At 70.5% G+C, this 22,529-nt stretch carries 22 protein-coding genes and 1 pseudogene; 13 read left to right on the forward strand and 10 right to left on the reverse strand.

Annotation, left to right across the window (positions count from 1 at the left end):
• Positions 1–35: 35 nt before the first annotated feature.
• Positions 36–215, reverse strand: a complete 180-nt coding sequence (locus ACPPVO_RS54590) for a hypothetical protein (protein ID WP_426507442.1) — start codon at positions 213–215, stop codon at positions 36–38.
• A 308-nt stretch (positions 216–523) separates the two neighbouring features.
• Between ACPPVO_RS54590 and ACPPVO_RS54595 the strand changes: the two genes are divergently transcribed.
• Together ACPPVO_RS54595 and ACPPVO_RS54600 are read left to right on the forward strand one after the other, a co-directional pair.
• Positions 524–1,024, forward strand: a complete 501-nt coding sequence (locus ACPPVO_RS54595) for a SigE family RNA polymerase sigma factor (RefSeq protein ID WP_426507444.1) — start codon at positions 524–526, stop codon at positions 1,022–1,024.
• A gap of 76 nt (positions 1,025–1,100) precedes the next feature.
• The gene (locus ACPPVO_RS54600) at positions 1,101–1,946 is read left to right on the forward strand and encodes a hypothetical protein (RefSeq protein ID WP_426507445.1); all 846 of its coding nucleotides are present in this window, start codon (positions 1,101–1,103) and stop codon (positions 1,944–1,946) included.
• Positions 1,947–2,400: 454 nt separating this feature from the next.
• Here the strand turns inward: ACPPVO_RS54600 and ACPPVO_RS54605 are convergent, their stop codons facing one another.
• Together ACPPVO_RS54605 and ACPPVO_RS54610 are read right to left on the reverse strand one after the other, a co-directional pair.
• Complete coding sequence (locus tag ACPPVO_RS54605; RefSeq protein ID WP_426507447.1) at positions 2,401–4,992, reverse strand: glycosyl hydrolase; 2,592 nt, start codon at positions 4,990–4,992, stop codon at positions 2,401–2,403.
• A 567-nt stretch (positions 4,993–5,559) separates the two neighbouring features.
• Positions 5,560–5,817 (reverse strand): hypothetical protein, encoded by a 258-nt coding sequence (locus ACPPVO_RS54610; protein WP_426507448.1) that lies wholly within the window; start codon positions 5,815–5,817, stop codon positions 5,560–5,562.
• 186 nt (positions 5,818–6,003) lie between these two features.
• Here ACPPVO_RS54610 and ACPPVO_RS54615 point away from each other — a divergent pair, with 186 nt between their 5' ends.
• The 3 genes from ACPPVO_RS54615 (at position 6,004) to ACPPVO_RS54625 (ending at position 9,929) form a co-directional block, all read left to right on the forward strand.
• Positions 6,004–6,519: a hypothetical protein gene (locus ACPPVO_RS54615; RefSeq protein WP_426507450.1), complete on the forward strand. Its 516-nt coding sequence runs from the start codon at positions 6,004–6,006 to the stop codon at positions 6,517–6,519.
• Positions 6,520–6,673: 154 nt separating this feature from the next.
• Positions 6,674–8,311, forward strand: a complete 1,638-nt coding sequence (locus ACPPVO_RS54620) for a sialidase family protein (RefSeq protein ID WP_426507452.1) — start codon at positions 6,674–6,676, stop codon at positions 8,309–8,311.
• Between the two features lie 163 nt (positions 8,312–8,474).
• A complete protein-coding gene (locus ACPPVO_RS54625) occupies positions 8,475–9,929 on the forward strand; it encodes a sialidase family protein (protein WP_426507454.1) in 1,455 nt (484 codons plus the stop codon).
• 378 nt (positions 9,930–10,307) lie between these two features.
• Here ACPPVO_RS54625 and ACPPVO_RS54630 read toward each other — a convergent pair whose 3' ends face one another.
• Entirely contained in the window at positions 10,308–10,967 is a 660-nt protein-coding gene (locus ACPPVO_RS54630; protein ID WP_426507456.1) for a TetR/AcrR family transcriptional regulator, read from the reverse strand.
• A 123-nt stretch (positions 10,968–11,090) separates the two neighbouring features.
• Between ACPPVO_RS54630 and ACPPVO_RS54635 the strand changes: the two genes are divergently transcribed.
• The 3 genes from ACPPVO_RS54635 (at position 11,091) to ACPPVO_RS54645 (ending at position 13,328) form a co-directional block, all read left to right on the forward strand.
• Entirely contained in the window at positions 11,091–11,456 is a 366-nt protein-coding gene (locus ACPPVO_RS54635) for an ester cyclase (RefSeq protein WP_426507458.1), read from the forward strand.
• Positions 11,457–11,632: 176 nt separating this feature from the next.
• Positions 11,633–12,193, forward strand: a complete 561-nt coding sequence (locus tag ACPPVO_RS54640) for an Ig-like domain-containing protein (RefSeq protein ID WP_426507460.1) — start codon at positions 11,633–11,635, stop codon at positions 12,191–12,193.
• A gap of 157 nt (positions 12,194–12,350) precedes the next feature.
• Positions 12,351–13,328, forward strand: a complete 978-nt coding sequence (locus ACPPVO_RS54645; protein ID WP_426507462.1) for an RNA polymerase sigma factor — start codon at positions 12,351–12,353, stop codon at positions 13,326–13,328.
• Positions 13,329–13,560: 232 nt separating this feature from the next.
• On the opposite strand, the gene ACPPVO_RS54650 is transcribed toward ACPPVO_RS54645, so the two are convergent.
• On the reverse strand, positions 13,561–14,085 hold the full coding sequence (locus tag ACPPVO_RS54650) for a cupin domain-containing protein (protein ID WP_426507464.1): 525 nt from the start codon (positions 14,083–14,085) through the stop codon (positions 13,561–13,563).
• Positions 14,086–14,297: 212 nt separating this feature from the next.
• On the opposite strand from ACPPVO_RS54650, the gene ACPPVO_RS54655 reads away from it, so the two are divergent.
• Both ACPPVO_RS54655 and ACPPVO_RS54660 read left to right on the forward strand, forming a co-directional pair.
• Complete coding sequence (locus ACPPVO_RS54655) at positions 14,298–15,056, forward strand: GNAT family N-acetyltransferase (protein ID WP_426507466.1); 759 nt, start codon at positions 14,298–14,300, stop codon at positions 15,054–15,056.
• 114 nt (positions 15,057–15,170) lie between these two features.
• Positions 15,171–16,259: pseudogene (locus tag ACPPVO_RS54660) on the forward strand (MFS transporter); the annotation flags it as partial.
• A 47-nt stretch (positions 16,260–16,306) separates the two neighbouring features.
• Here the strand turns inward: ACPPVO_RS54660 and ACPPVO_RS54665 are convergent.
• Complete coding sequence (locus tag ACPPVO_RS54665; RefSeq protein ID WP_426507468.1) at positions 16,307–17,032, reverse strand: peptidoglycan-binding domain-containing protein; 726 nt, start codon at positions 17,030–17,032, stop codon at positions 16,307–16,309.
• 3 nt (positions 17,033–17,035) lie between these two features.
• Positions 17,036–17,200, reverse strand: a complete 165-nt coding sequence (locus ACPPVO_RS54670) for a hypothetical protein (protein ID WP_360384951.1) — start codon at positions 17,198–17,200, stop codon at positions 17,036–17,038.
• A gap of 79 nt (positions 17,201–17,279) precedes the next feature.
• Between ACPPVO_RS54670 and ACPPVO_RS54675 the strand changes: the two genes are divergently transcribed.
• The 3 genes from ACPPVO_RS54675 to ACPPVO_RS54685 all read left to right on the forward strand — a co-directional run bounded on the left by ACPPVO_RS54675 (position 17,280) and on the right by ACPPVO_RS54685 (position 20,636).
• Positions 17,280–17,804: a DUF6232 family protein gene (locus ACPPVO_RS54675; protein ID WP_426507470.1), complete on the forward strand. Its 525-nt coding sequence runs from the start codon at positions 17,280–17,282 to the stop codon at positions 17,802–17,804.
• The gene (locus tag ACPPVO_RS54680; protein ID WP_426507472.1) at positions 17,801–18,121 is read left to right on the forward strand and encodes a hypothetical protein; all 321 of its coding nucleotides are present in this window, start codon (positions 17,801–17,803) and stop codon (positions 18,119–18,121) included. Before ACPPVO_RS54675 ends, ACPPVO_RS54680 begins: the two co-directional genes overlap by 4 nt.
• A gap of 118 nt (positions 18,122–18,239) precedes the next feature.
• A complete protein-coding gene (locus tag ACPPVO_RS54685) occupies positions 18,240–20,636 on the forward strand; it encodes a hypothetical protein (protein ID WP_426507474.1) in 2,397 nt (798 codons plus the stop codon).
• 279 nt (positions 20,637–20,915) lie between these two features.
• On the opposite strand, the gene ACPPVO_RS54690 is transcribed toward ACPPVO_RS54685, so the two are convergent.
• The 3 genes from ACPPVO_RS54690 to ACPPVO_RS54700 all read right to left on the reverse strand — a co-directional run bounded on the left by ACPPVO_RS54690 (position 20,916) and on the right by ACPPVO_RS54700 (position 22,518).
• Positions 20,916–21,371: a hypothetical protein gene (locus ACPPVO_RS54690; protein ID WP_426507475.1), complete on the reverse strand. Its 456-nt coding sequence runs from the start codon at positions 21,369–21,371 to the stop codon at positions 20,916–20,918.
• 113 nt (positions 21,372–21,484) lie between these two features.
• A complete protein-coding gene (locus ACPPVO_RS54695) occupies positions 21,485–21,658 on the reverse strand; it encodes a hypothetical protein (RefSeq protein WP_426507476.1) in 174 nt (57 codons plus the stop codon).
• Positions 21,659–21,723: 65 nt separating this feature from the next.
• Positions 21,724–22,518 (reverse strand): Fpg/Nei family DNA glycosylase, encoded by a 795-nt coding sequence (locus ACPPVO_RS54700; protein WP_426507477.1) that lies wholly within the window; start codon positions 22,516–22,518, stop codon positions 21,724–21,726.
• Positions 22,519–22,529 lie beyond the last annotated feature (11 nt).

Raw genomic sequence — 22,529 nt, forward strand, 5'->3', positions numbered from 1 at the left:
GGAACCAGCCGATCTGCCCTTCGACACCGCCCTTCTCATGCTCTCCGCCCAGTCCCGGCTGGCAGTAGAACGCTTCGATCGCGTAGTGCGACCGAAACGCCGTCCACCGGCCGGTCCGTGCCGAACCGGCCCTGGGCAAGGATCTTCTCCCGGTCGTTGATGATCTCGGTCGCGGACCGCTTGTGCGGGTCCATGCCGATGATGACGCGTCCCACGCCGTCCTCCTCGATTCGACAGGTTGTGTCGGCGAGGAGGGCAGCGCTACTTCGAGCTGGGCAGACCCTCTTGAGCCTCTCCGCGCCACGGTGACCGGCAGGACGCATGCCAGATGAGAGCCACACCAAACCGCCGCGGGCAGCCGCGATACGAAGGACCCCACCGGTCACCACGACCAAGCCTGGCCGGGCTGCGGTCGTAGGTCTGATTGCAGACGAACCGTCGGCTCGCGCCGCGCTACTGACAAAAGCAACCTGATCGCCGCGTCCTTCCGTCCCGCAATGTAGAGACATAGGAAGGGAGGGACGTGCAGCGATCCCAAGAGGCGGCGTACCGCGAGTACGTCATGCTGCGGATGGACGTCCTGCGGCGCACGGCCTATCTGTTGTGCCACGACTGGCACACGGCCGACGATCTGGTTTCGACCACGCTGGCCAAGTTGTACGACAAGTGGCGCCGGGCCCGTCAGGCCGACAACATCGACGCGTACGTGCGGGCGATGCTGGTCAACGCCTGGCTGGACGAGCGCCGGCGCCCGTGGCGGCGCGAGGTCCCCGCCGACCAGCTGCCGGAGGTGGCGGACGTCGCCGTGCCCCCGCGCGGTGAACACGGGGACCTGCTGGCCCTGCTCCGTTCGCTGCCGAAACGCCGCCGGGCGGTGCTCGTGCTGCGCTTCTACCTGGACCACTCGGTCGAGGAGACGGCGGAGGTGCTCGGCATCTCGCCCGGCACGGTGAAGAGCCAGACGGCCCGCGCCCTGGACACCCTGCGAGCGGTGCTGCCCGACCCGTCGCAGGTGGGGGGATGACGGCCGTCTGCGCCCGTTGCGACCACCCCGCGCGGGCATCAGAACTGATTTGTACACGACCACCGGAGGTGTGATGATGCGCGAAGACTTCGACGCGGCGATCGGCGTGGTACCGCCATCGCCGATCGACGTGGACAAGGTGATCGCCCGGGGCCGCCGCCGCGCGGTCGTGCGCCGCCTGGCCACGGTGGGCTCGGGCGGCGCCGCCACGGCCGCCGCGGTCAGCGCCGCCGTGGTGCTCGCCAGCGGCTCGACCGGCGGGAGCGGTGTCGGCGGTCCCGGCGGCAACGGCGCCGGTTCGAACGGCGCGGCGGTGGCCGCCCCGTCTGTCGTCGACAGCCCAGGGCCGCCGTCCGGGGGCGGCGCGAGCGGGACCTCCCAGCCAAAGGGCCCGGTGGCGCGGGACCGGGCGAACTACGTGGAGATGTACCTGGCACAGGAACTCCCGCAGGCGATGACGGCCCACGCCCCCGGCATAGTTATTCCGGCCCACGCGTTCAACCCGAAGTACATGTGGACAGACACGATCGCCAGCGACAGCTACCGCGCCGAGGCGAACCTGCAGCTTCAGGGACGCAGTGGCAGACTCGTGGCCAACCTGGGCACCCGGGGGCCGGCTTTTCACCCGCCGAACGAGTGCTTCGCGCAGGGCGAGACCGGGCCGTGCAACGTACACACCGAGGCCGACGGGACCAAGGTGCTGCAGCGCGTGACCAACGCGAACGGCATCCGCTCCAACTTCGTGATCGTCGACCGCCCCGACGGCCAGGCGATCGTGCTCGCGGCGGATAACCAAGGCGGCCAGGCCGGCGCCGCCCCGGGATCGCAGGCCGACCCGGTGCTGACCCTCGAGCAGCTCGTCGCGATCGGGCGCGACAGCCGGTTGACCGCCGAACCGCACTCGGCCGTCGCGGGCGGTTGACGCGACGGCCGCCTTACGTGCTCGTACAGCAGCGCCTCGTACGGCAGCGCCTCGGGCAGCAGCGTGATCGGCGGCGCGGGCGGCCCGGGCCGGTCTCCCGTCCGGCCCGGTCCGGTAGGCGCTCTCGTCCGGCTCGAGGTCGAGCACGTTGAGCAACGTGAGGTCGTGCTCCACGGCGTGGTGAAGGTGGCTGAGCTTGCCCGTTGCGGGGTCGGCGTGGCTCGGGCCGATAAGTTGCCAGAGTCCGTCGTCGGCGTCGTGGCTGACATACAAGATCGGCTCTGGCCGTGCGAAGACCTCACCGGTCTGAATGCTGGTCGTACCCAGCAGCCAATGCTTCATCCACCGCGAGCGGCGGTCGCGCTCCACCGGCTTAATCCGTTCCGGGAAGCCGAAAAGACCGGTGGCCCGGAAGCAGAAGCTTCCGGGCCACCGGTGGTGCTGTGCCGCTGGACTATCCGAAGAGCAGCAGTTGCCACAGGTCGTAGGACTGGATGCCCCGGCCGTGGGTGGCGGTGTAGAGCCGCAGCCCGAACAGGCCGCTGCGTAGCTCCATCGTGGTGGTGGTGGGCAGGTTGCGGCCGAGGACCTTCCAGTTCGCCTGGCCCGGCGGGCGGTACAGCACGCCGAGGTCGGTGCCGACGACCAGGCCGCCGCCCCACAGGACCTTCAGCGCGTTGGCCGGGATGTCGGGCAGGTTGGCCGAGATGTCGGTCCAGTGGGCGCCCGCGTCGCGGGACTCGAAGACGTGCCCGACGCCGGCGCCGGGGCCCTCGGTCCACTTGCGGGAGTAGCCGTTGATGGCCACGAACACGTGGTTGGCGTCGGCCGGGTCGACGTCGAAGCCGGACACGTACCGGTTCGGGATGACCCCGTCGACCGGCAGCGTGAGCTGGTGCCAGCCGGTGCCGTCGGCCTTGCCGACCGCGATGCCACGGGTGAAGCCCTGGTTGTTGCACGGGCCGCACCAGCCGACGTAGACCATACCCCCGGAGATCGACACACCGGTGGCGACGTGGCCCGGGCCGAGGTCGAACGCGTTGACCCAGTCCGCGCCCGACTGGATGTTGAAGCCCTTGTGCTGGATCCACACGTGCCGGCCGCCGGCGACCCAGTCGTTGACGTTCTTCGGGTCGGCGGCGATCGGCGCGATGAACCGCGCGCCGGCCGAGCCCAGCGCGTTGTCGGGCGGGGCGATGTTGCGGCTGGAGACCTTGCTCGGGTCGGTCGTCCACGAGCCGTCGTTGACCGCGCAGTTGTTCGTCACCGACAGGGCCAGGTACACGTACTCGGCCGCGATGTTGCACCCGTTGTTCGGGTCGACGATGGTGTCGCCGCCGTCGCCGCCGAAGTTGGAGCCCATCACCCGGTCGCCCGGCCGCAGGATCGACTCGCCGTTGTCCTGCAGGCCGCCGCTGATCGCGACCCCCGCGTTGTGCCCCTGCCGGTCGGCGCCGACACCGACCGAGTAGTACTGCAGCACGTCCATGCTGCCGTCGTTCTGCGACACCCAGTCGGTGGCGTGCCCGGACGCGTCCGCCTGGCCGTTGACGGGACGCTTGTAGATGCCGCCGTCGTCGCCGACGACCACGTACGGCTTGCCGCCGTTGCTGCCGATCGCGGCCGCGTGCTGGTCGGCGTGGACGGTCTGGTGGCAGTCGCCGGTCTGCTTCGACGGGTCGATGCTCCAGCACGCGAAGTTGAAGTTCCAGTACGGGCCGGGCGTCGTCCACGTGGCGCCGGCGTCCTTGGACTCGAAGACCTCCTCCAGCCCGATGTACAGGTGCTTCGGGTCCTTCGGGTCAACCTGGACGAACTGGTTGTACCAGGCCTGAATGCCCGGCATGTAGCCCGGCGCGGTGTTGGCCGAGCCGGACGCGGCCAGCTTGTGGTAGTCGGCCGCGAGCTTCCACGGCCCGAAGGGCGAGCCGCTGTCGGAGACGAACACGCCGTAGAGGTTGCTGTCGCCGTTGGTGGCCAGCATCTCGGGCGACTGCTCGATCGCGTAGTACTTCGAGCCGTCCGCGGACCGGCCGAACGTGACGGCCCCGAGGTTGTCGGGGTCGCTGGCGATGTCGCCCGCGAGGGTCGTCTTCTGCCAGGTGCCGCCGACCTTGGTGTAGAAGCCGTTGTAGTCGTCGCCGCTGCGCCAGCCGATGGCGAGGACCACCTTCGACGGGTCGCGCGGGTCGATCGCGACGTCGTTGGCGATGTTCTTGTACGCCGCGGCGTCATCGCCTGCGTCGGCGCCGCCGGGCAGGAACGAGGGGTTGGGCGCGAACTCGAGGTGCCACGGCCCGCTGAGGTTGGTGGTGGAGTGCGTCCAAACGCCGCGGCTGGTCGCCGCCCACACTTTGTCGCCGCCGAAGCGCAGCGCCCGAATGGTGGTGTTCTCCAGCTCCGTGCCGCCGACCCGGTCCGAGCTGCGGAACTCGCCGTGCCGCGGGTCGGCGAGCAGGTAGACGCCGGTGCCGACGAAGCTGGTCGCGCTGGTGTTGGCCTCGCCGGTGGCGAACCACAGCCGGCCGCGGTCGTCGAGGCGCAGGTCGCCGGTGGCCGGGGCGGGCAGCTTGTCGGAGATCGGCTGCCAGTGCCCGCCGCCCGTCGACGAGCGCCACACGCCGCCGTTGGCGGAGCCGGCGTACACGTATCCGTGATCGTCGGCGGCCATGCCGACGACCCGGCCGGTCACGTTGCCCGCGCCGCCGGATGAGTTCGAGTTGATGTCGCGGTACCGCGGGTCGTCCGAGTTGTACGGCAGCCCGGTCTCGTCGGTCCAGCGCCCGCCGGTGTGTGGCAGGGACTGCAGCTGCGCCCACGCGGCCGAGTAGGCGCCCGGCGCGACGATGCCGGGCGCGCTGCGGGCCTCGTTCCACTGGTCGGCCTGCTCCATGATGTCGCTGGAGCCCTCTTCGTCGTCGTCACCGGCTGCCTTGGCCGAAAACGTCGAGGCGCCCTTCGCATTGCGGTGGGCGGTGGCGGCCAGGTCGTTGGCGCGGGCCGGGCGCGGCTTGCCCGGTGCGGCGCCGGCGGGCGCGCCGGCCATAGTGAGCGCGATCGCGGATAAGCCCGCGACGATGAGGACACGTCGATGCCTTATGGGTGGCAGTGCAGGCGGCAAGGCCCGCTCCCTCCAGAGCCGAGGCGCCGGTCAGGGTCGCCGGCGCATTACACGGCTGATCGTTCATCCCCCGGCCCGCCAACATCAAAGCATGCGGATCAATAACGGACTGATGGAGGGTGAAGGAAAGGGTATAAGGCGACACCGTTACGTATCAGTGGATGGTTGAGGTTGGGGATATCGGATTTGCGGCATAGCACATTTGTAGTGATCTAAGCGACGGATTTCGAAACGAAGCTTTCCAAACGTCGGCGTTCAGGTCGAGACGGGCGCTTGGGCCCTCGCGGAATCTCGATCCCCGACCGGGACATCGGGCGCGTTGGGTCTCGGCATCCTCCATTCCGCTGACGAACGGAGACCCAGGTCCACAAGACGCGCCATGGTCGCGGCGGCGGCCTTAGCCGCCGTCCTCGGCTCGCTCACCCTGCCGGGCAGCGCCTCGGCGGCCCCGGCGGCCGGCACGCGGCATGTGCAGAAGGTCGGCACCGGCTCCTACAAGGTGACCGACACCGGCACCGGCGAACCCGCCTCGATCTCGACCGAGATCCCCCCGCAACGCCGGCCCCGAAACCAACGAGCTAACCCCAACGCCTGGGTGACGACGATGGCCGCCACGATCTCATGCACCTGCAGCCCGTAGTGCACGATGAGCAGCTCGACGATGGCCAGGCGCACCGGTACCGCCAGCGCCCGGAACAGCACGCTGACCTGCTCGAAGCGGCGTGCAGCGATACGGCCGCGGCCGGTCACCCCGTCCTCCGAAGATAGTCGTTCTCGCCGCCAGCAACGAGATGCCACATCACGGAATGCCGGTACGAGACAGTCGATCGGAATAGAACTGATCGTGGTGAGACATGCCGATATTCGCAATTGGCCATACCGAATATTCCCGACAGACCGGCGGAACGGCTCGGGCGGCGCTAGCATCACATCGTCATGCCTCGCAGACTGTTCGCCCTGCTCACCGCGGCGCTGCTCGTCGCGCCGGGCGCATGCGCCTCCGATCCGCACGACACGGGGCAACCGGCGTTGACCCGGACGATTTCCCCAGCGTCACCGTCCGCCGTCCCGTCAGCCGCTCAGCCATCGACCGTCACGCCGCCGTCGAGCGCGGCCACGCCGGCCCCGTCCCGCAATGTCCCTACCGGCAGCGGGATCGCCGGGCAGACCGTCATGATCAATTGCCCGGTCGACCGGGCCGACCCGCCCTGCACGCCCACGCCGGTCCAGGCCCGGCTCACGGTGCTCAATGCGACCGCTCAGGCCGTCGCCGCCACGGTCGACACCGACGCCCGGGGCCAGTTCACGGTGGCCGTGCCCGCCGGCAGCTACCTGCTGCGCCCGGTGCTCATCGGCGGCGGCCCCGCCCGCCGGCCGACCAACCTGCCGGTCACCGTGACCGCCGGGCACTACACCACCATCACCATGCGGCTGGACAACGGCCTGCGCTGACCCGTGCACGTCGGGTAACGGCAAGGGTTCGGCCGGCCACGGCGAGGGCTAGCGTCGATTCGTCATCTTGAGCACGGCCTGTGACTTCACCGGCACCGGCACGATGGCGAAGCGATGCAGGTCGGCTTGAGCCTTCTGCCTGCATGGAGGTCTCATGCGACGAACCATTCCCACGGCGGCCGCGCTGGCGTTGGTCGCCGGCGCCCTGGTCGCACCCGCGGCGGCACACGCGGCCGGCGACCCGCGGTGGGTCAGCCACATCAAGCAGTACTCCGGCGGGATCTCCAACGGGGTGCGCGCCATGTACGCCGCGGCCGGCGCCGGCGCCGCCGCGGCCAACTCGCGGGCCGCGACCCAGGCCAAGGCCAACGGCTTCGTGGCCGCGCCCAAGAGCAACAGCGGCAATGTCCAGATGAACGACGACAGCAACCCGCCGCTGCCGCAGAACGAGACCGCGGTTGCCTACAACGTCAACCATCCGCTGATCGCGGTCGCCGCGGCCAACGACTACGTCAGCGGCGGCGTGGTGGTCATGCGCACCACCGACGGCGGCCGGCACTGGGCGAGCACCCGGATCACGCCGCAGTTCCGCGGTACCGGTGACTTCTGCAACGGCGGCGACCCGGGCGTGGCGTACAGCCGTCGCGACGGCGCGTTCTACCTCTCGCAGCTGTGCTTCTTCCGGTCGCAGGCGTTTTCCGAGGTCCAGGTGTACAAGTCGGTCGACAACGGTCAGACCTGGACCCCGGGCCGGCAGGCCGCCCGCGCCGCGTCGAACTACGACTACACCGCCGGCACCGTCGACGAGTCGATCTTCAACGACAAGGAGCTCATCGCCGTCGACAACACGCCGACCAGCCCGCACTACGGCCGGGTCTACGTCACGTACACGAAGTTCCACCTGCAGCCGGACGGGTTCAGCGACTACTGCCCGCTGCAGCTGTCGTACACCGACACCGTCCCCACCGAGAACCCGGCGCTGACCACCTGGGCGCACACCGCGATCCAGCCGGACAACCCGGGCGGCGACGGCACCGGCCTGTCGGCGAACCAGTTCAGCGTCCCGGTGGTGGAGAAGAGCGGCGCGCTCGACGTCGGCTTCGTCTCCGAGGAGTGCAACGACTCCTACGACCCGCACCTGCTGTTCCAGAAGTCCACCGACGGCGGTGCGACGTTCCTGCCGCAGCCGGTGCAGATCGACAAGCCCGGGCAGTACGCGGACTTCCTCGACGACGCTCGCGACGACACCCTGCCGCCGACCAGCTTCCGGGCGCCCAACACGGTGTCGCTGGCCTACAGCCCGCGGACCGGCACCCTGCTGTACGTCTACCAGAACAACATCAACCGACCAGTCTCCGCGGCTGACATCTCATACCAGACGTCCGCGGACGGTGGCCTGCACTGGTCGGACTCGGCGTTCCTGTCGACGAACAACAACGGCGCCCCGGCCCGCAACGACCAGTTCCTGCCGTGGGCCGCCTCCGACGAGAACGGCCGGTTCTACGCGATCTGGTTCGATCGGCGCCAGGACCCCGCCAACATCCGGATCAACACGTGGCAGGCGGTGTCGGGCAACAACGCGGCCAGCTTCACCAGCGCCAAGATCAGCACCAAGGACTGGGACCCCAACCTGGGCTTCCTCTCCAGCGGCGCATTCATCGGCGACTACAACGGCCTCGCCGCGAGCACAAAGGCCGTCTACCCCGTGTGGACGGACGGCCGGGACAGCGCCATCGCGCAAACCGGCATCGGCGAAACCGACATCTTCACCAACATCGAGATCAACCCCTAGCCGGACAGCACTCTCGGGCTGTGGCCGGACCACCCGGCCACAGCCAAACCGTCAGCCATTTATCGACAGCAGTCTATTTACTCCGGGTGATGGTTCTGATACCAACGGGATTGGCGACGGTGAGCCCCTCGCCGTCGCGTCCCTCCGGAGAGGCGATGTCACCATGCATCCACGCACCCTCCTACGCACGGTCCCGATCGGCGTCCTCACCACGGGTGTAGCCGCCCTCGCCGCGGTCCTGCTCGGCGCCGGACCGGCCGCCGCCAACGTGCCGGTCGCCCAGGTCAGCACCGACCCGTACACGGACGCGCAGGCGCAGCACCAGACCGAGGTCGAGCCCGACACGTTCGCGTCCGGCAGCACCATCGTCGCGGCGTTCCAGGTCGGCCGGGTCTCCGGCGGCGGCGCGTCCAACATCGGCTGGGCCCGCTCCGGCGACGGCGGCGCCACCTGGACCAACGGCTTCCTGCCCGGCATCACCACGAACGCCGGCGGCACCTACCTGCAGGTCAGCGACGCCTCCGTCGCCTTTGACGCCCGGCACAACGTGTGGCTGATCTCTACCCTCGGCATCAACGGCTCCGCCGTCAACGTCCTCACCAGCCGCTCCCTCGACGGCGGCCTGACCTGGTCGAACCCGGTCACCACCGCCACCGGCTCGCTGGACAAGAACTGGATCGTCTGCGACAACACCACGACCAGCCCGTTCTACGGCAACTGCTACACCGAGTACGACATCACCAACTCCGGCGACTCGATCCGGATGAAGACGTCCACCGACGGCGGGGCGACCTGGGGCGCCGCGCTCGCCCCCGGCGGCACCCACACCGGGCTCGGCGGCCAGCCGGTCGTGCTGCCCAACGGACACGTCCTCGTGCCCTACCTGTCGCTGTCGGACACGATCCGCTCGTTCCGCTCCACCAACGGCGGCGCGTCGTGGAACTCCACGGTCCAGGTGTCCACGATCAGCCACCACACCGTCGCCGGCGGCCTCCGCGAAGAGACGCTCCCCTCGGCCGAGGTCGACGCAGCGGGCACCGTGTACGTCACCTGGTCCGACTGCCGCTTCCGCTCCGGCTGCCCGCGCAACGACATCGTCCTGTCGAAGTCGACAAGCGAAACCACGTGGGCGGCCCCGACCCGGGTGCCGATCGACGCCACCGGCAGCACGGTCGATCACTTCGTCCCCGGCATCGGCGTCGACCCGTCCACATCCGGCACGTCGGCCCGCATCGGGCTGACGTACTACTTCTACCCCAACTCCTCGTGCACTGCCGCGACCTGCCAGCTCAGCGCCGGGTACATCTCCTCGACCAACGGCGGCACCAGCTGGAGCGGCGCCACCCAGATCGCCGGCCCGATGAACCTGTCCTGGATCCCCAACACCTCCCAGGGCCGCATGTTCGGCGACTACATCTCCACCTCGGTCCGCCCCGGCGGCAACGCCTACCCGGTCATCCCGATCGGCACCGCGCCCACCGGCAGCACCTTCCACCTCGGCATGTCCGTGCCCACCGGCGGCCTGGCCGTCACCGGCGGCACCAACACCGCCGCCCCCGGCCTGACGGCGCCGGCACCGAACGGCACATCACGCACGGTCCGGCCGACCGCACGATAGCGGCCCATCCTGGCAGCGGGAGGCGGCGGAACCGCCGCCTCCCGCAGCTGCTCTCAGCGGTCACCCCGCATCGTTGGGCTGCCCACTCCGCGTTGGTCAATGAGCCCTGAAGGCGGCATTCCGCGAGTTGCGATATCCCAGGTTGCCAGTAGAGCTGGCGGTACAGCTGCGCCCGACCAGGCACCAGTGGCCACCGTGAATTCGACGGCAACCGCGCGGCGATCACCCCGCCGCACTCAGCCGGCCAGCTCCGGCCGACTGGCAATCGTGGTGCCAGCACACGGCGCTCTGCGAATCTGCCAGCGTCATTCCTCGTTCGTGACGGTGCCACGCCGCCACAATCTCGGCACCAGGGCAATGACTTGGGCCTTCACATCGTCAGAGATGATGCCGCGGGCGTCGTTCATCAGCGGGACGACGGCGTTGGGGTCGTAGCCCGTCGAGGATGATCTGTGCGATGTGTGCCGAGCGTTCGCGGCTGGTCTCTGCGTTGGCGTGGCGGATCGCGGAGAAGGCACCGGCGACGAGTGCCATCACCTCGTCGACAGTGACGTCGGGGCGCACGGCGCCGGCTGCGTGCGCGCGATCGAGCAGGTCTGCGACATGGCGGGTGAGATCTGCCGCGACCTTCGGGGCGGCGGTGCGCAGGTCGAGCTCGGTGGCCTCAAGCGCGCTCTTGACAGCAACGTTCTCGGCACCTGTAGCCATCATCCGGGACAGCTGTGTGAACAGGGCCTCGGGATCGTCGGTGGCGGCGAGCACTTCCGCCTCGGCCACGAGCTGTTCGAACTGATCGGTCGCGACGGCGAGATACAGCGCTTCCTTGCTGGGGAAGTGCCGGTGGACGGTGCCGGGGCCAACGCCCGCGCGGCGGGCGATCTCGTCGAGCGAGACGCCGAGGCCCTCCGTCGCGAACAGCCGCTGCGCCGTCCGCAGAACCTGCTCGCGATTGCGGCGCGCGTCAGCTCGCAGCTCTCGGTCGCTCCCGTGAGCTGCCGACGACTTCGCTGGGGTCCGCTTGGGCAGTTGGCTGGACATGGCGCCACTAGCATAACCGGGGCGCCGCCCCGTATGCTGCCGGTCATAACCGGGGCGGCGCACCGCTTACGGATGTGTGTCCTTCATCAGACCGGATCCACCACCCAGAAGGAGACCACGCCCATGACCACGCGCGACGACGCGAGCGCCCTGGTCCTGCGGATGCAGGAGTGCTTCAACACCCGGCAATTCGACCAGGCTGAGGGCCTGTTCACCCCTGGCTACTTCAGCCATGCGCTCGGCACCACCGGGTTCGAGGCGGGCAAGGACGTCTGGCGCAAGGTCGTGGCCCAGTTCCCCGACATGCGCGTCGTCGCCGAGGACATCCTGGTTGACGGCGACAAGGTTGCCATCCGCTCGTCCGTCCAGGGGATCACGACCCCGGACGGCGACGCACAGCCAACGCTGATCGAGATCTTCCGCATTGAAGATGGCCGGCTCGCGGAGACATGGGGAATCACCGAAGGCCCGGACCCGCGTGTCAGTTGACACCGTCGCCGAACTGACCATGCGTCCCACGCCGACGCAGCGACTCCCGACAACCCGACCACGAGCGGCATCGACGAACACACCGTCGGCGGCATGCCCGACAACGCGGCCCACTTCGGTGCCGCCAACCGCGACACCGCCGCCGCACAACGCAGCGCCGCACAACTAGCCAGTGAGTGGTACCCCGACGGACTGAACCATCCCCACGGCATGCCACGCGACGTCGCCCGTCGCACGCCGGCCACCGCTTCGCGGCGGCAACCGTCAGCGCGGCGTTCACCATCGCCAAGGGCCGGACCGTCACGACGCTGGCCTCCTCGAAGAACCCGTCCGACTTCGGTCAGGACGTCACCTTCACGGCCACCGTTGCCGCCGCCAACCCCGGCCCCGTGGCACCGGCCGGACAGGTGCGGTTCCTTCGCAGCACGATCGGCCTCGGCACCCGTGGCCTGGACGCCGTCGGCCACAGCGCGTTGACGGTGCCGATCCTGCAGGTCGGCCAGAACCCGATCAGCGCCACACACGGCGGGGACGACTTCTTCCTGGACAGCAGCGGAACGCTGACCCAGACAGTGACCTGTAGCAGGACGCTGACGGGCACCCAGAACGGCGGCCTCAACCTGACCGCCGGATCCACCTGCATCACAAACGCCACGGTCAACGGCAGCATCACGATCGCTGCCGGCGCTGCCGTCTCGATCACCACATGCGGGTGTGGGCCACCCACCGTCGCGTGACGGCGACTTCCGCGAAACGACCGGCGTCTTGATCCGGCTCAAGGTGACCCAGCTCACGTCGCGACCTGGGCGGGGTAATCAGACACGACGGCAGCATCGGCTCGGCCGCGTACATCGCCCCCAGCTGGTCCCCCGGGCGCGGCGCTAACGTTCAGCAGTGCCGTTGCGCTACCCGTTGTCCGGCGTCGCCCCTGAGACAGAGCAACTCGCCCACGCGGCCCGGCAGGGCGACCAGCAGAGCATCGCTCTGCTCATTGAGCACCATTACGCGGGCATGCTCGCCGTGGCCAAGCACCTCCTGGGCCACGGCCCCGACGCCGAGGACGCCTGCCAGGACTCCGTCATCACCGCACTCGCCCGTATCGGCGAGCTGCGCGACGCCAGCGCCGTCCGTTCGTGGCTGCACGCGATCGTACGCAACAACTGCCGGACGATCCTGCGCGCCCGTAAGCCCGTCCCGGTTGGCACAGCCGGTGAAGACCTGCACGCCTCCGACCTCGACGACCCGGTCGCATGCATCGAGCGCAGCGCCCTGCGTGACTGGATCTGGCACGGCCTGGGGCAACTGTCGCCGACCCTGCAGCCGGTGGCGATGCTGCGCTACTTCACCGAGAACAACTCCTACGAGCACATCGCCGCGCTCTGCGGAGTACCGGTCGGGACCGTGCGCAGCCGGCTGAGCGAGGTGCGGCGGCAGCTGAGCATCACGCTCCCCCGCGTGCATGACGACCGCCACCACGACACCTCGAGGCTGACGGCCGAGCGGCGCGAGGAGGCGGCGGCAATCATGTCCGCGGTCGCCAACGGCGTGGCATTGCACCAGCTGGACGGCCGCTGGGCCGAGGACATGGCCATGCGATGGCCCAGCGGCACCCGAGAGACCGGGCTGGGCTCCATCTTCGCCGCCATGGGCGAGGACTACGACGCCGGTGTGCGGTGCCGGCTAATCAACGTCGTCGCCGGGCCGGGCATCACGATCTGGGAGAACGAGTTCATCAACCCCCCGGAGGACCCCGACCACTGCCCGCCGGCCGCCACTTGGCTGCTGCGCGAGCAGGGCGGCCTGGTACGGGAGGTACGCCTCATCCACGCCGCCCGCCCGGAACAGGCGCAGGCGATGCCCGCCGCCGGATGACGCCCCGGCCACCAGTCCCCCGGTGTCCACTTCGGACATCCCAGGCTAGCCATCCACGCAGGCGGCGCGTTGCATCGCGACGGGCGGATCCGGCGGCCGTCAACTGGCCGTGCGGAGATGGAACGAACCTTGGGCAACCAGTACGGCTGGCGCCGTGGCCGCCGTGCGTGAACACATCGCAACGCCGTTCACGGCCGGCGGACCGACCATGAACGGCGTCGCGATCGGCGACCTACGAGCCGTCCTCACGGCCGGGCTGGACCTGCCGCCAGGACGCGTCGTCGCCGGCCAGGCCGACGGTGTCGAACCGCTCGTTGAGCGCCTTCAGTTGCTCAATCGTCGCAGCGGGGCCGAGTTTGCCCATCTCGAGGAACATCTCCTCGTTCCCGGAGGGTGAGCACACGAACAGCAGTTTGCCGCCCGTCGCGGTGGTGAAGGTGTGATGGCTGCCCTTCGGTACGACCACCATGTCGCCCGGCCCGCCGGAGAACGTTGCGTCGCCGACCCGGAACTCGTAGTCGCCGGCGAGCACATAAGCGATCTTGGCAAAGCCGTTGTGCGCGTGCGGCGGGTTCTCGCTGATGACCGCGTGGTCGAAGGTGAAGACGCCGAGAGCGCCGGCAACATCCCGGCCTCGCAGCAGCACCTCCGGAACATGCGGACCGCCCAGGGCCACGCGTTCCCCCGCACCAGAGCGGACGACCCATCCGTCCGTACCCCAATTGCTCACAGTCTCCCCAACCTGTCGATCAGCCATGTCACTCCGCGCCATCCGTACGCCCCTCCAGCGGGAAGCGGGCGGGAGTCCATCACCTGGACGCGGCTCGCGAGCAAAGAGTTCGGTTGGCGGGAGGACCAAATCCGTCGCCGCAGCCGTCACCCGAGGGGCCCGCCGCCCGTACCCGGGTCGCGACCGAAAATGTCGCCCCGGCAACCGAACTTTCGGGCCACGGCTGCAGTCCTGGGGGTATGCACACGAACGCGATCCACGACCTGCAGCCGCAACTGACCGCCAACCGGCGGTACTGGAGCGGCTGGGCCAGCAGCTCGCCCGACACCGACCTGCCCATCTATCGCACCGGAATCCAGCAGGGCCTCCTCAACGGGGTGCTGCGGATCCGCAACCGAGGGCTGGACGAGGCGATCGAGGAGGCCAGGCGGCAGCTGGCCGGCACGCAATGGAGCTGGTGGGTCGGCGCAGACAGCGACGAGGGCACGGCCGAGGGCCTACTCGCCCGCGGGGCGGAGCTGACCGTCGACATGCCGGTCATGGCGGTTGACGTGACCACCGTCACCAGCCCGGCGCCGGCGCCGACCGACCTGAAGATCCGCCTAGTCTCCGACCGGGCCGAGATGTACGACTACGTGCGGGCATACGCCGAGCCGCTCGGATTCCCCGCCGACGACCTCGACACGGTGGTGGACCGCGAGATGCGCCACGCCGACACCAGCGTGGTCCGGCTCGCCGGCATCGTCGACGGCAAGACCGTCGGCACCTGCACGCTTGCGCTCGCCACGGACATCGGCGCGCTGTACTGCATCGCGACCGACCGGGACCACCGGCGACGGGGCGTTGCGACCGCACTCACCATGGAGGCCCTGCGCATCACCCGGGATTCGGGCCGGCGCATCGCCACACTCCAGGCGAGCAGCGAGGGTGAGCCGGTGTACCGGCGCATCGGCTTCGCGACCGTGAGTCGGTACCGACTCTTTCGCCTGCCCGGGTAGACGGCGGCGGAGGGCTGCCGGAGTGGCCTGACCGTCCCTTGTGGATGCCTATCGCGAGATGGGCGTCCACAAGGGGGCGCTGAGCTCGGACTGGCTGTCGCCGACCGATTCGGGCTTCCGGAGACCCTTGCCCCGCCGCGCCGCCGCCGGGGCGGTGCGGCGGCGACCGCGCGCGTCTACGGCCGGCTGTTCCGCGACCGCGCCTTCGTCGCTCTCGTGCTCGTCGTCGGGCTGTTCGCCGCCGCCCAGTTCGCCTACGTGGCGGGATCGTCCTTCGTACTGCAGCAGCAGTACCGGCTCACCGAGCAGGAGTTCGGCCTCGTCTTCGCCGCCAGCGTGGCCGGGCTCATCGGCGCCATCCAGTTCAACGTGGTACTGCTGCGCCGGTACACGTCGCTGCAGATCCTGCGCGCCGCCCTGATCGCCGGCACCGCCGCCGGGGCCGTCCTGCTGTTCTTCGCCCTGACCGGCCTCGGCGGCCTGACCACACTGCTGGCGTCGCTGATCCTCGTGCTCGCCGCGATCGGGCTCGCCTTCCCCAACGCCCCGGCCCTGGCCATGACCCGCCACGGCGAGGCCGCCGGAACGGCCGCGGCGCTGCTCGGCGCCGTCCAGTTCGGCGGGGGCGCGCTGGGCGCCCCCCTCGTGGGCGTGCTCGGCGGCGGCAGCGTCGCCTTGGCGCTGGCCGCGATCCAGATCGCCCGCGGCGTGGGGGCCCGGCCGGTGGCCCTGACCCGCACCAGCGCCAAGCGGCGGCAGCTCCTGGACATCGGCGCCGAGGCGGTCGTCGCCACGACCGAGCAAGACGTCGTCGCGGCGGTGAACGAGCTCACCGGCGGGCAGGGCGCGCGCGTGATCTTCGACCCGGTGGGGGGACCGGCTCTGGCGCGCCTGTTCAGCGCCGCCGCGCCGGGCGGGACCGTGATCGTCTACGGTGCGCTGAGCACCGGGGCCACGACCGTGTCCGCGCTGGACTTGATCGGCAAGAGCCTGACGATCCGCGGGTACAAACTCTTCGATCTGACCACCGACCCCGAACGCCGCAGCGTCGCCGTGGACTGGATTCTCGGCGGCGTCGCCCGCAAGGTCCTGCGGCCGGTCATCGACTCCACCTTCTCATTGGCGGAGATCGTCGAGGCCCACCGCCGGCTCGAGTCCGGATCCCAGGTCGGCAAGATCGTGGTGACCGTACCCCGCCGATGAGCCGGGTCGCGCGGCAACCGTCGCGCCACCCGGCTCGGGGGCCCGGCTCAGCCGACAGGCTGAGCGAACGACGCGGCCCACGTCTTGGGGCCGACGATCCCGTCCGCCTGCAAACCGTGCCGGCGCTGGAAATCGACCGCCACCGCCCGCGACTTCGGGCCGTAGATGCCGTCCACCTCGATCGTGAAGCCCAGCGCCAGCATGCGCGCCTGCCACGTGCGCACGTCCTCGCCGCGCGGGCGCGGCTGGCCCTCGGTGAACTTGAGCAGGCGGCCCGGGAAGGGCGGGGCCGCGCGGCCCGGGGTGCGCTCGAAGAAGCGGCGCAGCAGCGGGCTGTGGTCCGTGGCCGCGGTGTCGCGGAACACGCTGATGTGCGAGTGCGAGACGTGGTTGTCGCCGTCGTACCCCTCGGTGGCGAAGCCGTTCTTGTGGCCGAAGTACTGCTTGTGCACGCCGTCCAGGGAGCCGATGATCTCGCGGACCTGCGGGAAGGCGCCGGAGCGGCACTCGTTGACGAGCCAGGCCAGCCAGGCGCGGGCGGCCGGCCAGCCCATCCCGATGTCGTACGCGCACGCCGCCGTCGGGAACGTCCGCGCGCCCGTCACGTCGCGGTCGAGCGTCATCGAGTAGTCCGGGCCGTGGATGCGGTCGGGGCCCAGGTGGTAGCCCGAGGTGTGGTTGACATCGCCGACGATGCCGAGGAAGTGCTCCTTGCCGATCTGCTCGTCGGCGTACCGGCGCAGCAGCGTGAGGCCGGGTGCGTTGACGCTCATCGTTCACCCCTCCGGCGTTTCGGCGTTGCCCCGGAAGGAGCCGGTGGCGACGAGCGCCTGCAGGACGATCTCCGCCTCCGGGTCGGGCGCGCCCTCGAAGTCGGGGATGACGGGCTGACTGTCGCGCGGTGCGGTCTCATCGGCCGCGAACTCAATGGGTTCAGTCATACCGGTCGGATGCCGGGGCGCCCCGCGTGATACGCCGCGGCGGCACGTATCAAAACGAGAACCGCGGCATCTGTACCGCATGAAAACCGAACGGATCGAGGTCGGCGTGCGCCAGCGGGTCCTCTGGATCGGTTCCGAGGCCTACCCGCTCTCGAACATCTCGCGCGTCTCGACCGCCGACGTCGTGTACCGCAAAGGTGCCGCCGTCGGGCGCTTCATCGCCCACACGTTCTTCTGGCTCCTGCTCGGCGTGATCGTACTGGTGGGCCTGTTCGTCGGCGGCGTGCTGCAGACCGACGACCAGACCGACCTCGCGATCAAGGCCGTCGGCGGCCTCGTCGGCGTGCTGATCCTGGTGCGTCTGGTCATGCTCCTGGCGCTGCTGAGCCGGCGCAGCCTGTGGGCCCTGATCATCGAGACCGCCGGCGCGACCCACCGCGCCGTCATCAGCGGCGACCGCGCTCTGCTCAACACGCTGGTCGCCGAGATCGTCGCCGCCATCAACAACCCGGCGGCGACGTTCTCCCACACCATCACCAACTTCGTGATGGGCGACCAGTACAACCAGCTCGGCCGCAACAGCGTCGGAAGGGTGAGCTCGTGAACTACGTCGGCGGGGATCAGTACAACCAGTACGGCGAGCACAGCGTCGGCCGCATCGAGCACCACGGCGGGCGCGACCCGGACGCCGCCTTCCGCGACCTGCTGCGCGCCGTGCAGCTGCTGCGCGCCCAGGTGCCCCCGGCCGACCGGCGGCTGGTCGACGAGCAGCTGCAGGTCCTCGCGGCCGGTCCGGGCCAGGACCCGGGCACCCTGCGCCGCGCGCTGGGCGCGGTCGCGGGCGTGGCCACGGTCGTGGGCCAGGTGGGCGCCCCGGTGATCCAGGCCGTCCGCCAGGTGGCGGCCGCGCTCGGAATGTGACCACCGCGCAGCGATTGTGCCGCTCTGTCCACATTGGAGAAACGGGGCTGCGCCGGATCGCCCGACCGGTCTACCGTTCATTCGACATTCGTCGAATCGACGGGGGTGGCAGCTCCAAATGTCTGGTAAACGTTTCGTCGCCGGGCTGGTCTCGGTGGTCGTCGGGCTCGCCGGGGCGGTGGTGGTCGCCCCCGGCGCGGCCCACGCCACGACCCAGCGGGCACTGCGGCCCACCAGCTGGGTGTACACCGACTCGCGCACGCCCAGCAAGGCCTACGTCAACCAGGGTTCCGACGCGCCGGTCGGGGCGTGGAAGGACACCAACGGCAAGCACGTGTCGAGGTCCTACTTCACGTACGACATCAGCACGTACAAAGGCCAGCGCATCATCGCGACCGGCTTCATCATCTCCGAGACCCAGGCCAACGACTGCGGTAAGGCGCGCAGCCTGCAGCTGTGGACCACCGACCCCGTGGCGGCGAACGCCTCGTGGAACCGGCCGCCGCGCGAGCGCGCCAAGATCGCGACCTTCGGGGGCACCGTCTGCCCGGCCAGCTACCTCGAGGCCGAGCTCGGCAACGCGGTCAGCAACGCGGTCGCGGCCGGGAAGAAGACCATCACGTTCGAGCTGCGGGTGGCCGAGCGGCTCGAGGGCAACGTGCACTACGGCCGCCGGGTGGAGCACGACCCGGGCCTGATCATCAAGGCCAACTCGGCGCCGGGGGTGCCCACGCAGCTCACCGTCGACGGGCGCTCGTGCGACGCCGGCGCGCCGCTGTACACCACCACGACCACGCCGACGTTCAACGCGTTGCTCACCGACCCCGACGTGAACGCGACCGGGGGCAGCGACTACGCCTACGGCACGTTCGCCGTGTGGCCGGTCGACCGGCCGCAGGACCGCGTCGAGCTGCCCGAGTACTGGGCCGGGGTCGCTCCGGCGCGGGCGTGGGGCCGCGTCCCGGAGGGCCTGCTGCAGGACGGCGGCACCTACGCGTTCGCCGTGCGCGGGCGCGACGACGCGGACGTGTCGCCGTGGAGCGAGGAGTGCCGGTTCACCGTCGACGCCACGCGGCCCGCCCAGCCGCCGGTCGTCACCTCGGCCGACTACCCGTCCGACGGCGAGCAGCACGGCGGCCCCGGCATCCCCGGCACCATCACGTTCTCCGCCAACGGCGTCGCCGACGTCGCCGGGTACCGCTACGGCGAGGGCTACCCGATCCAGTACATCGCCGCTCCGGTGCTGGGCGGGTCGGCCTCGATCCAGTTCGCCCCGTCGCGTTCCGGGCCCATGACGCTGTACGTCGAGAGCCTCGACCGCGCCGGCAACGTCTCGGACACGGTCTACTACCAGATCTTCGTGCGCTTCAACGCGCCCGGGATCGACGACGCCGACCCCGGCGCGTGGCTCGGTGACCCGCACCACCTCACGTTCCGGCCCAACATGTCCGACACGGTCAGCTACACGTACCAGTTCGACAACGACGCTGCCCAGACGGTGCCGGCGGGCGCGGACGGCACGGCGCAGGTGACGGTGACCCCGGCGAGCGGCGCCGTGCTCACCGTGTACTCAACCACCGCGAGCGGCGTGAAGTCCGGCCAGAACTCGCAGTGGTTCCTCATCGACACGCGGCCGATCGTCGAGTCGGCCGACTGGCCGTTCGACGGCTCCCCGGGCGCGCCGGTCGGCACCGCCGGCCACTTCACGCTCAAGCCGCACATGCACGGTGTGGTCGAGTACACCTACCAGTTCAACCAGTACCAGGAGGACGAGCGGCCGCCGCAGACGGTCGCCGCCGGCCCGGACGGCTCGGTGACGATCCCGTACACGCCCACCAGCCCGTACGGCCAGAGCATCACGGTGATCAGCCGGACCGCGGACGGCGTCGAGTCGGAGGAGACCGGGTGGGCGTTCTACCCGGCCTCGATCGCACCGACCGCCTCGTCGGCGGACTACCCGCTCGGCGACGGTGACGGCGGCGGCGGGCCCGGCATCGAGGGCGCGTTCGTGTTCCGGCCAACGGCGGCAAACGTGGTGTCGTACGCGTACAAGTTCGGCGCCGGCGATGAGCAGACGGTCACGGCGGGCGCCGACGGCACGGCCACGGTGCACTGGACGCCCGACCCGTCCGCCAATCCTCCCGGCGGCTGGGTCGCGCTGCTGGTGCGCAGCACGAGCGCCAACGGGCTGGTGTCGGACTGGGGCTACTACTCCTTCCGCGTGAAGTCGCTCGAGCCGACGGTCACCTCGGACGTGTACCAGTGGCCGAACGGCGGCAGCGTCGGGCAGACGGGCACGTTCACCTTCACCGCGCACCTGAGCGGGAGCACCGAGTTCGTGTACTCGTTCGACGGCGAGCCGGAGCGCACGATCCCGGTCGGCGCCGACGGCACGGCCGCGGTCACCTGGGCGCCGCAGTCGTCCTACTCGCACGCCCTGCTGGTGCGAAGCCGCACCGCGGGCGGTCTCAACTCGGGAAGCGCCTACTTCTCGATCTGGGTGAACCCGTCCTGACCAAGGAAGGCGTGAGCCCGTCCTGAGCACGGAACCGGGCCGCGCGGCAAACGCCGCGCGGCCCGGCGCTCAGGCCCTGTCCTGCCGATCATGCCGGCCTGCGCCGGGCCCAGGCCCTCGCCCAGGCCGGCCCGGCGCGCTGCGCCAAGCCGGCCCGCCCAAGGCGCTGCGCGCACCCCGCGAAGGCCGGGTTACAACACCGGTAGCCAGGCCTCCGCGGGGCACACGCAGGCGAAATCTGGACCTCGTCTCGGCTCGACATGATCGGCAGGACGGGACCTAGCAGGAGCCCAGGGTGGCTTCCGGGCGCAGCGTTCGCGGGTCGAAGGCGATGGTCCGCTCGGCGCCGTTGTAGTTGCGGGTGACGATGCTGTCCGCCCCCACCGTGACCGCGACGATGCTCAGGCCGTCGTCGTCATCGGTGCAGCCGAGCGACACCATGTCACGGTTCGCCGTGGCACCGGCCGGGCGCAGAACCACCTCGGTGACCGGGCCGAACCGGCCGGCGGGGTCGAAGCGGTAGACGGCCGCCTCGATCCGGCCGTCGGCGGACCGGAACGTGGCCGTCTGCTCGCCCCGGTGCGGAACCGGATCGTCCTCGCCCCGGTCGAGGAGAATGACCACCGCCGCCGCCACGGCCGCTACCGCGGTCAGGGCGGCCACGACCAGCACGGCGCCCTTCCGCCGGACCCCACGCTCCTCCCGGTCCACAGGAGCAACGCTCAGCCACGCCACACCGGCCATTGTCCGCCCCGCCCGCCAACCAGACCAGAACCGGAACGACCGAGGGCGCCCCGACTCATCGCGCCGCACGCCCGATGCGACGTGAGAGGCCAGGGTGGACCCGGTCACCAGCTCGCGGTCCAGGCGTACCAGCCGCCGCCGAGGGGCGCGAACGACGGCGACTCGAAGCTGCCGTCGGCGAGCTCGGCGGTCGGGCCGGCCGCCCCGAACAGGTGGAACGCCCACAACCGCGCGGGCTCCGGGCCGGTCTTGTCAGGCGGAACAGTCGCAGGCCGCACGGTGCCATTCTGCGGCCCGGCCGCGGCGGTGGTCGAGGACCCGCACCGAACCTTCACACCGGGAGTCAGGGCTGTTCGCGCGGGCACCACCACGTCGTGCGGCCGCCCACCGTCGCTCGCTGCATCGGGGTTCCGCAGCGCGGGCACGTGCCGCCCTCGTGCCGGGCCGGTACGACGGAGAGCGTGTGCACGCCGCCCTCCGCGACGGCCGACTCCACGGCCTTGCGCACGGCGCGGTGCAGCCGGTCCAGGTCGGGCCGGGTCAGCTCGTCCACCGGCCGCGACGGGTTCACCTTGGCCAGCCAGAGGATCTGGTCGGCGAGCAGGTTGCCGACGCCGGCCAGTGCCTCCTGGTCGAGCAGCCGCGCCTTCACCGGGGCCGTCCCGCGGGCCAGGGCCGAGCGGAACTGCGACGGCGTGATGTCGCGCGCGTCCGGGCCCAGGCGCTCCACCGGCGGGTCGAGGCGGACGCGGCCGAGGCGGCGCGGGTCGACCAGCAGCAGGCGGGTGCCGTCGGCGAAGGAGAGCGAGAAGCGCGCGAACCGGTGGTCGCCCGGGGCGCGGCCGCGCTGCCAGTAGTCGCCGCCGTCGGTCTCGCCGCCCGACTCGTCGATGGCCACGATCTTGCCCGACATGCCGAGGTGGATGCCCAGGACCGGGCCGGTGGAGTCGAGCCACATGCTCTTGCCGCGGCGGTTGGCGGCGGTCAGCGAGACGCCGAGCAGCGCGTCGCGGATCGCGCCGGGCGCGTGGGGGCGGCAGACCCACGTGTCGGTGTCGTCGACGTCGGTGATGGGGCGGTTCAGGGCGTGCCGCTGCAGGACGGCACGCGCGGACTCGACCTCTGGCAGCTCGGGCACTCCGGCGACGG

It is taken from the genome of Dactylosporangium sp. McL0621 (assembly GCF_049995355.1).
In the GTDB taxonomy this organism is placed as follows: Bacteria; Actinomycetota; Actinomycetes; order Mycobacteriales; family Micromonosporaceae; genus Dactylosporangium.

What these genes read in the sequence shown, in the direction of transcription:
- ACPPVO_RS54600 (WP_426507445.1), top strand. Translation starts at nt 1,101, where the DNA reads ATGCGCGAAGACTTCGACGCGGCGATCGGCGTGGTACCGCCATCGCCG.
- ACPPVO_RS54605 (WP_426507447.1), bottom strand. Translation starts at nt 4,992, where the DNA reads ATGGCCGGCGCGCCCGCCGGCGCCGCACCGGGCAAGCCGCGCCCGGCC.
- ACPPVO_RS54615 (WP_426507450.1), top strand. Translation starts at nt 6,004, where the DNA reads ATGCCTCGCAGACTGTTCGCCCTGCTCACCGCGGCGCTGCTCGTCGCG.
- ACPPVO_RS54620 (WP_426507452.1), top strand. Translation starts at nt 6,674, where the DNA reads ATGCGACGAACCATTCCCACGGCGGCCGCGCTGGCGTTGGTCGCCGGC.
- ACPPVO_RS54625 (WP_426507454.1), top strand. Translation starts at nt 8,475, where the DNA reads ATGCATCCACGCACCCTCCTACGCACGGTCCCGATCGGCGTCCTCACC.
- ACPPVO_RS54630 (WP_426507456.1), bottom strand. Translation starts at nt 10,967, where the DNA reads ATGTCCAGCCAACTGCCCAAGCGGACCCCAGCGAAGTCGTCGGCAGCT.
- ACPPVO_RS54635 (WP_426507458.1), top strand. Translation starts at nt 11,091, where the DNA reads ATGACCACGCGCGACGACGCGAGCGCCCTGGTCCTGCGGATGCAGGAG.
- ACPPVO_RS54650 (WP_426507464.1), bottom strand. Translation starts at nt 14,085, where the DNA reads ATGGCTGATCGACAGGTTGGGGAGACTGTGAGCAATTGGGGTACGGAC.
- ACPPVO_RS54655 (WP_426507466.1), top strand. Translation starts at nt 14,298, where the DNA reads ATGCACACGAACGCGATCCACGACCTGCAGCCGCAACTGACCGCCAAC.
- ACPPVO_RS54665 (WP_426507468.1), bottom strand. Translation starts at nt 17,032, where the DNA reads ATGAGCGTCAACGCACCCGGCCTCACGCTGCTGCGCCGGTACGCCGAC.
- ACPPVO_RS54670 (WP_360384951.1), bottom strand. Translation starts at nt 17,200, where the DNA reads ATGACTGAACCCATTGAGTTCGCGGCCGATGAGACCGCACCGCGCGAC.
- ACPPVO_RS54675 (WP_426507470.1), top strand. Translation starts at nt 17,280, where the DNA reads ATGAAAACCGAACGGATCGAGGTCGGCGTGCGCCAGCGGGTCCTCTGG.
- ACPPVO_RS54685 (WP_426507474.1), top strand. Translation starts at nt 18,240, where the DNA reads ATGTCTGGTAAACGTTTCGTCGCCGGGCTGGTCTCGGTGGTCGTCGGG.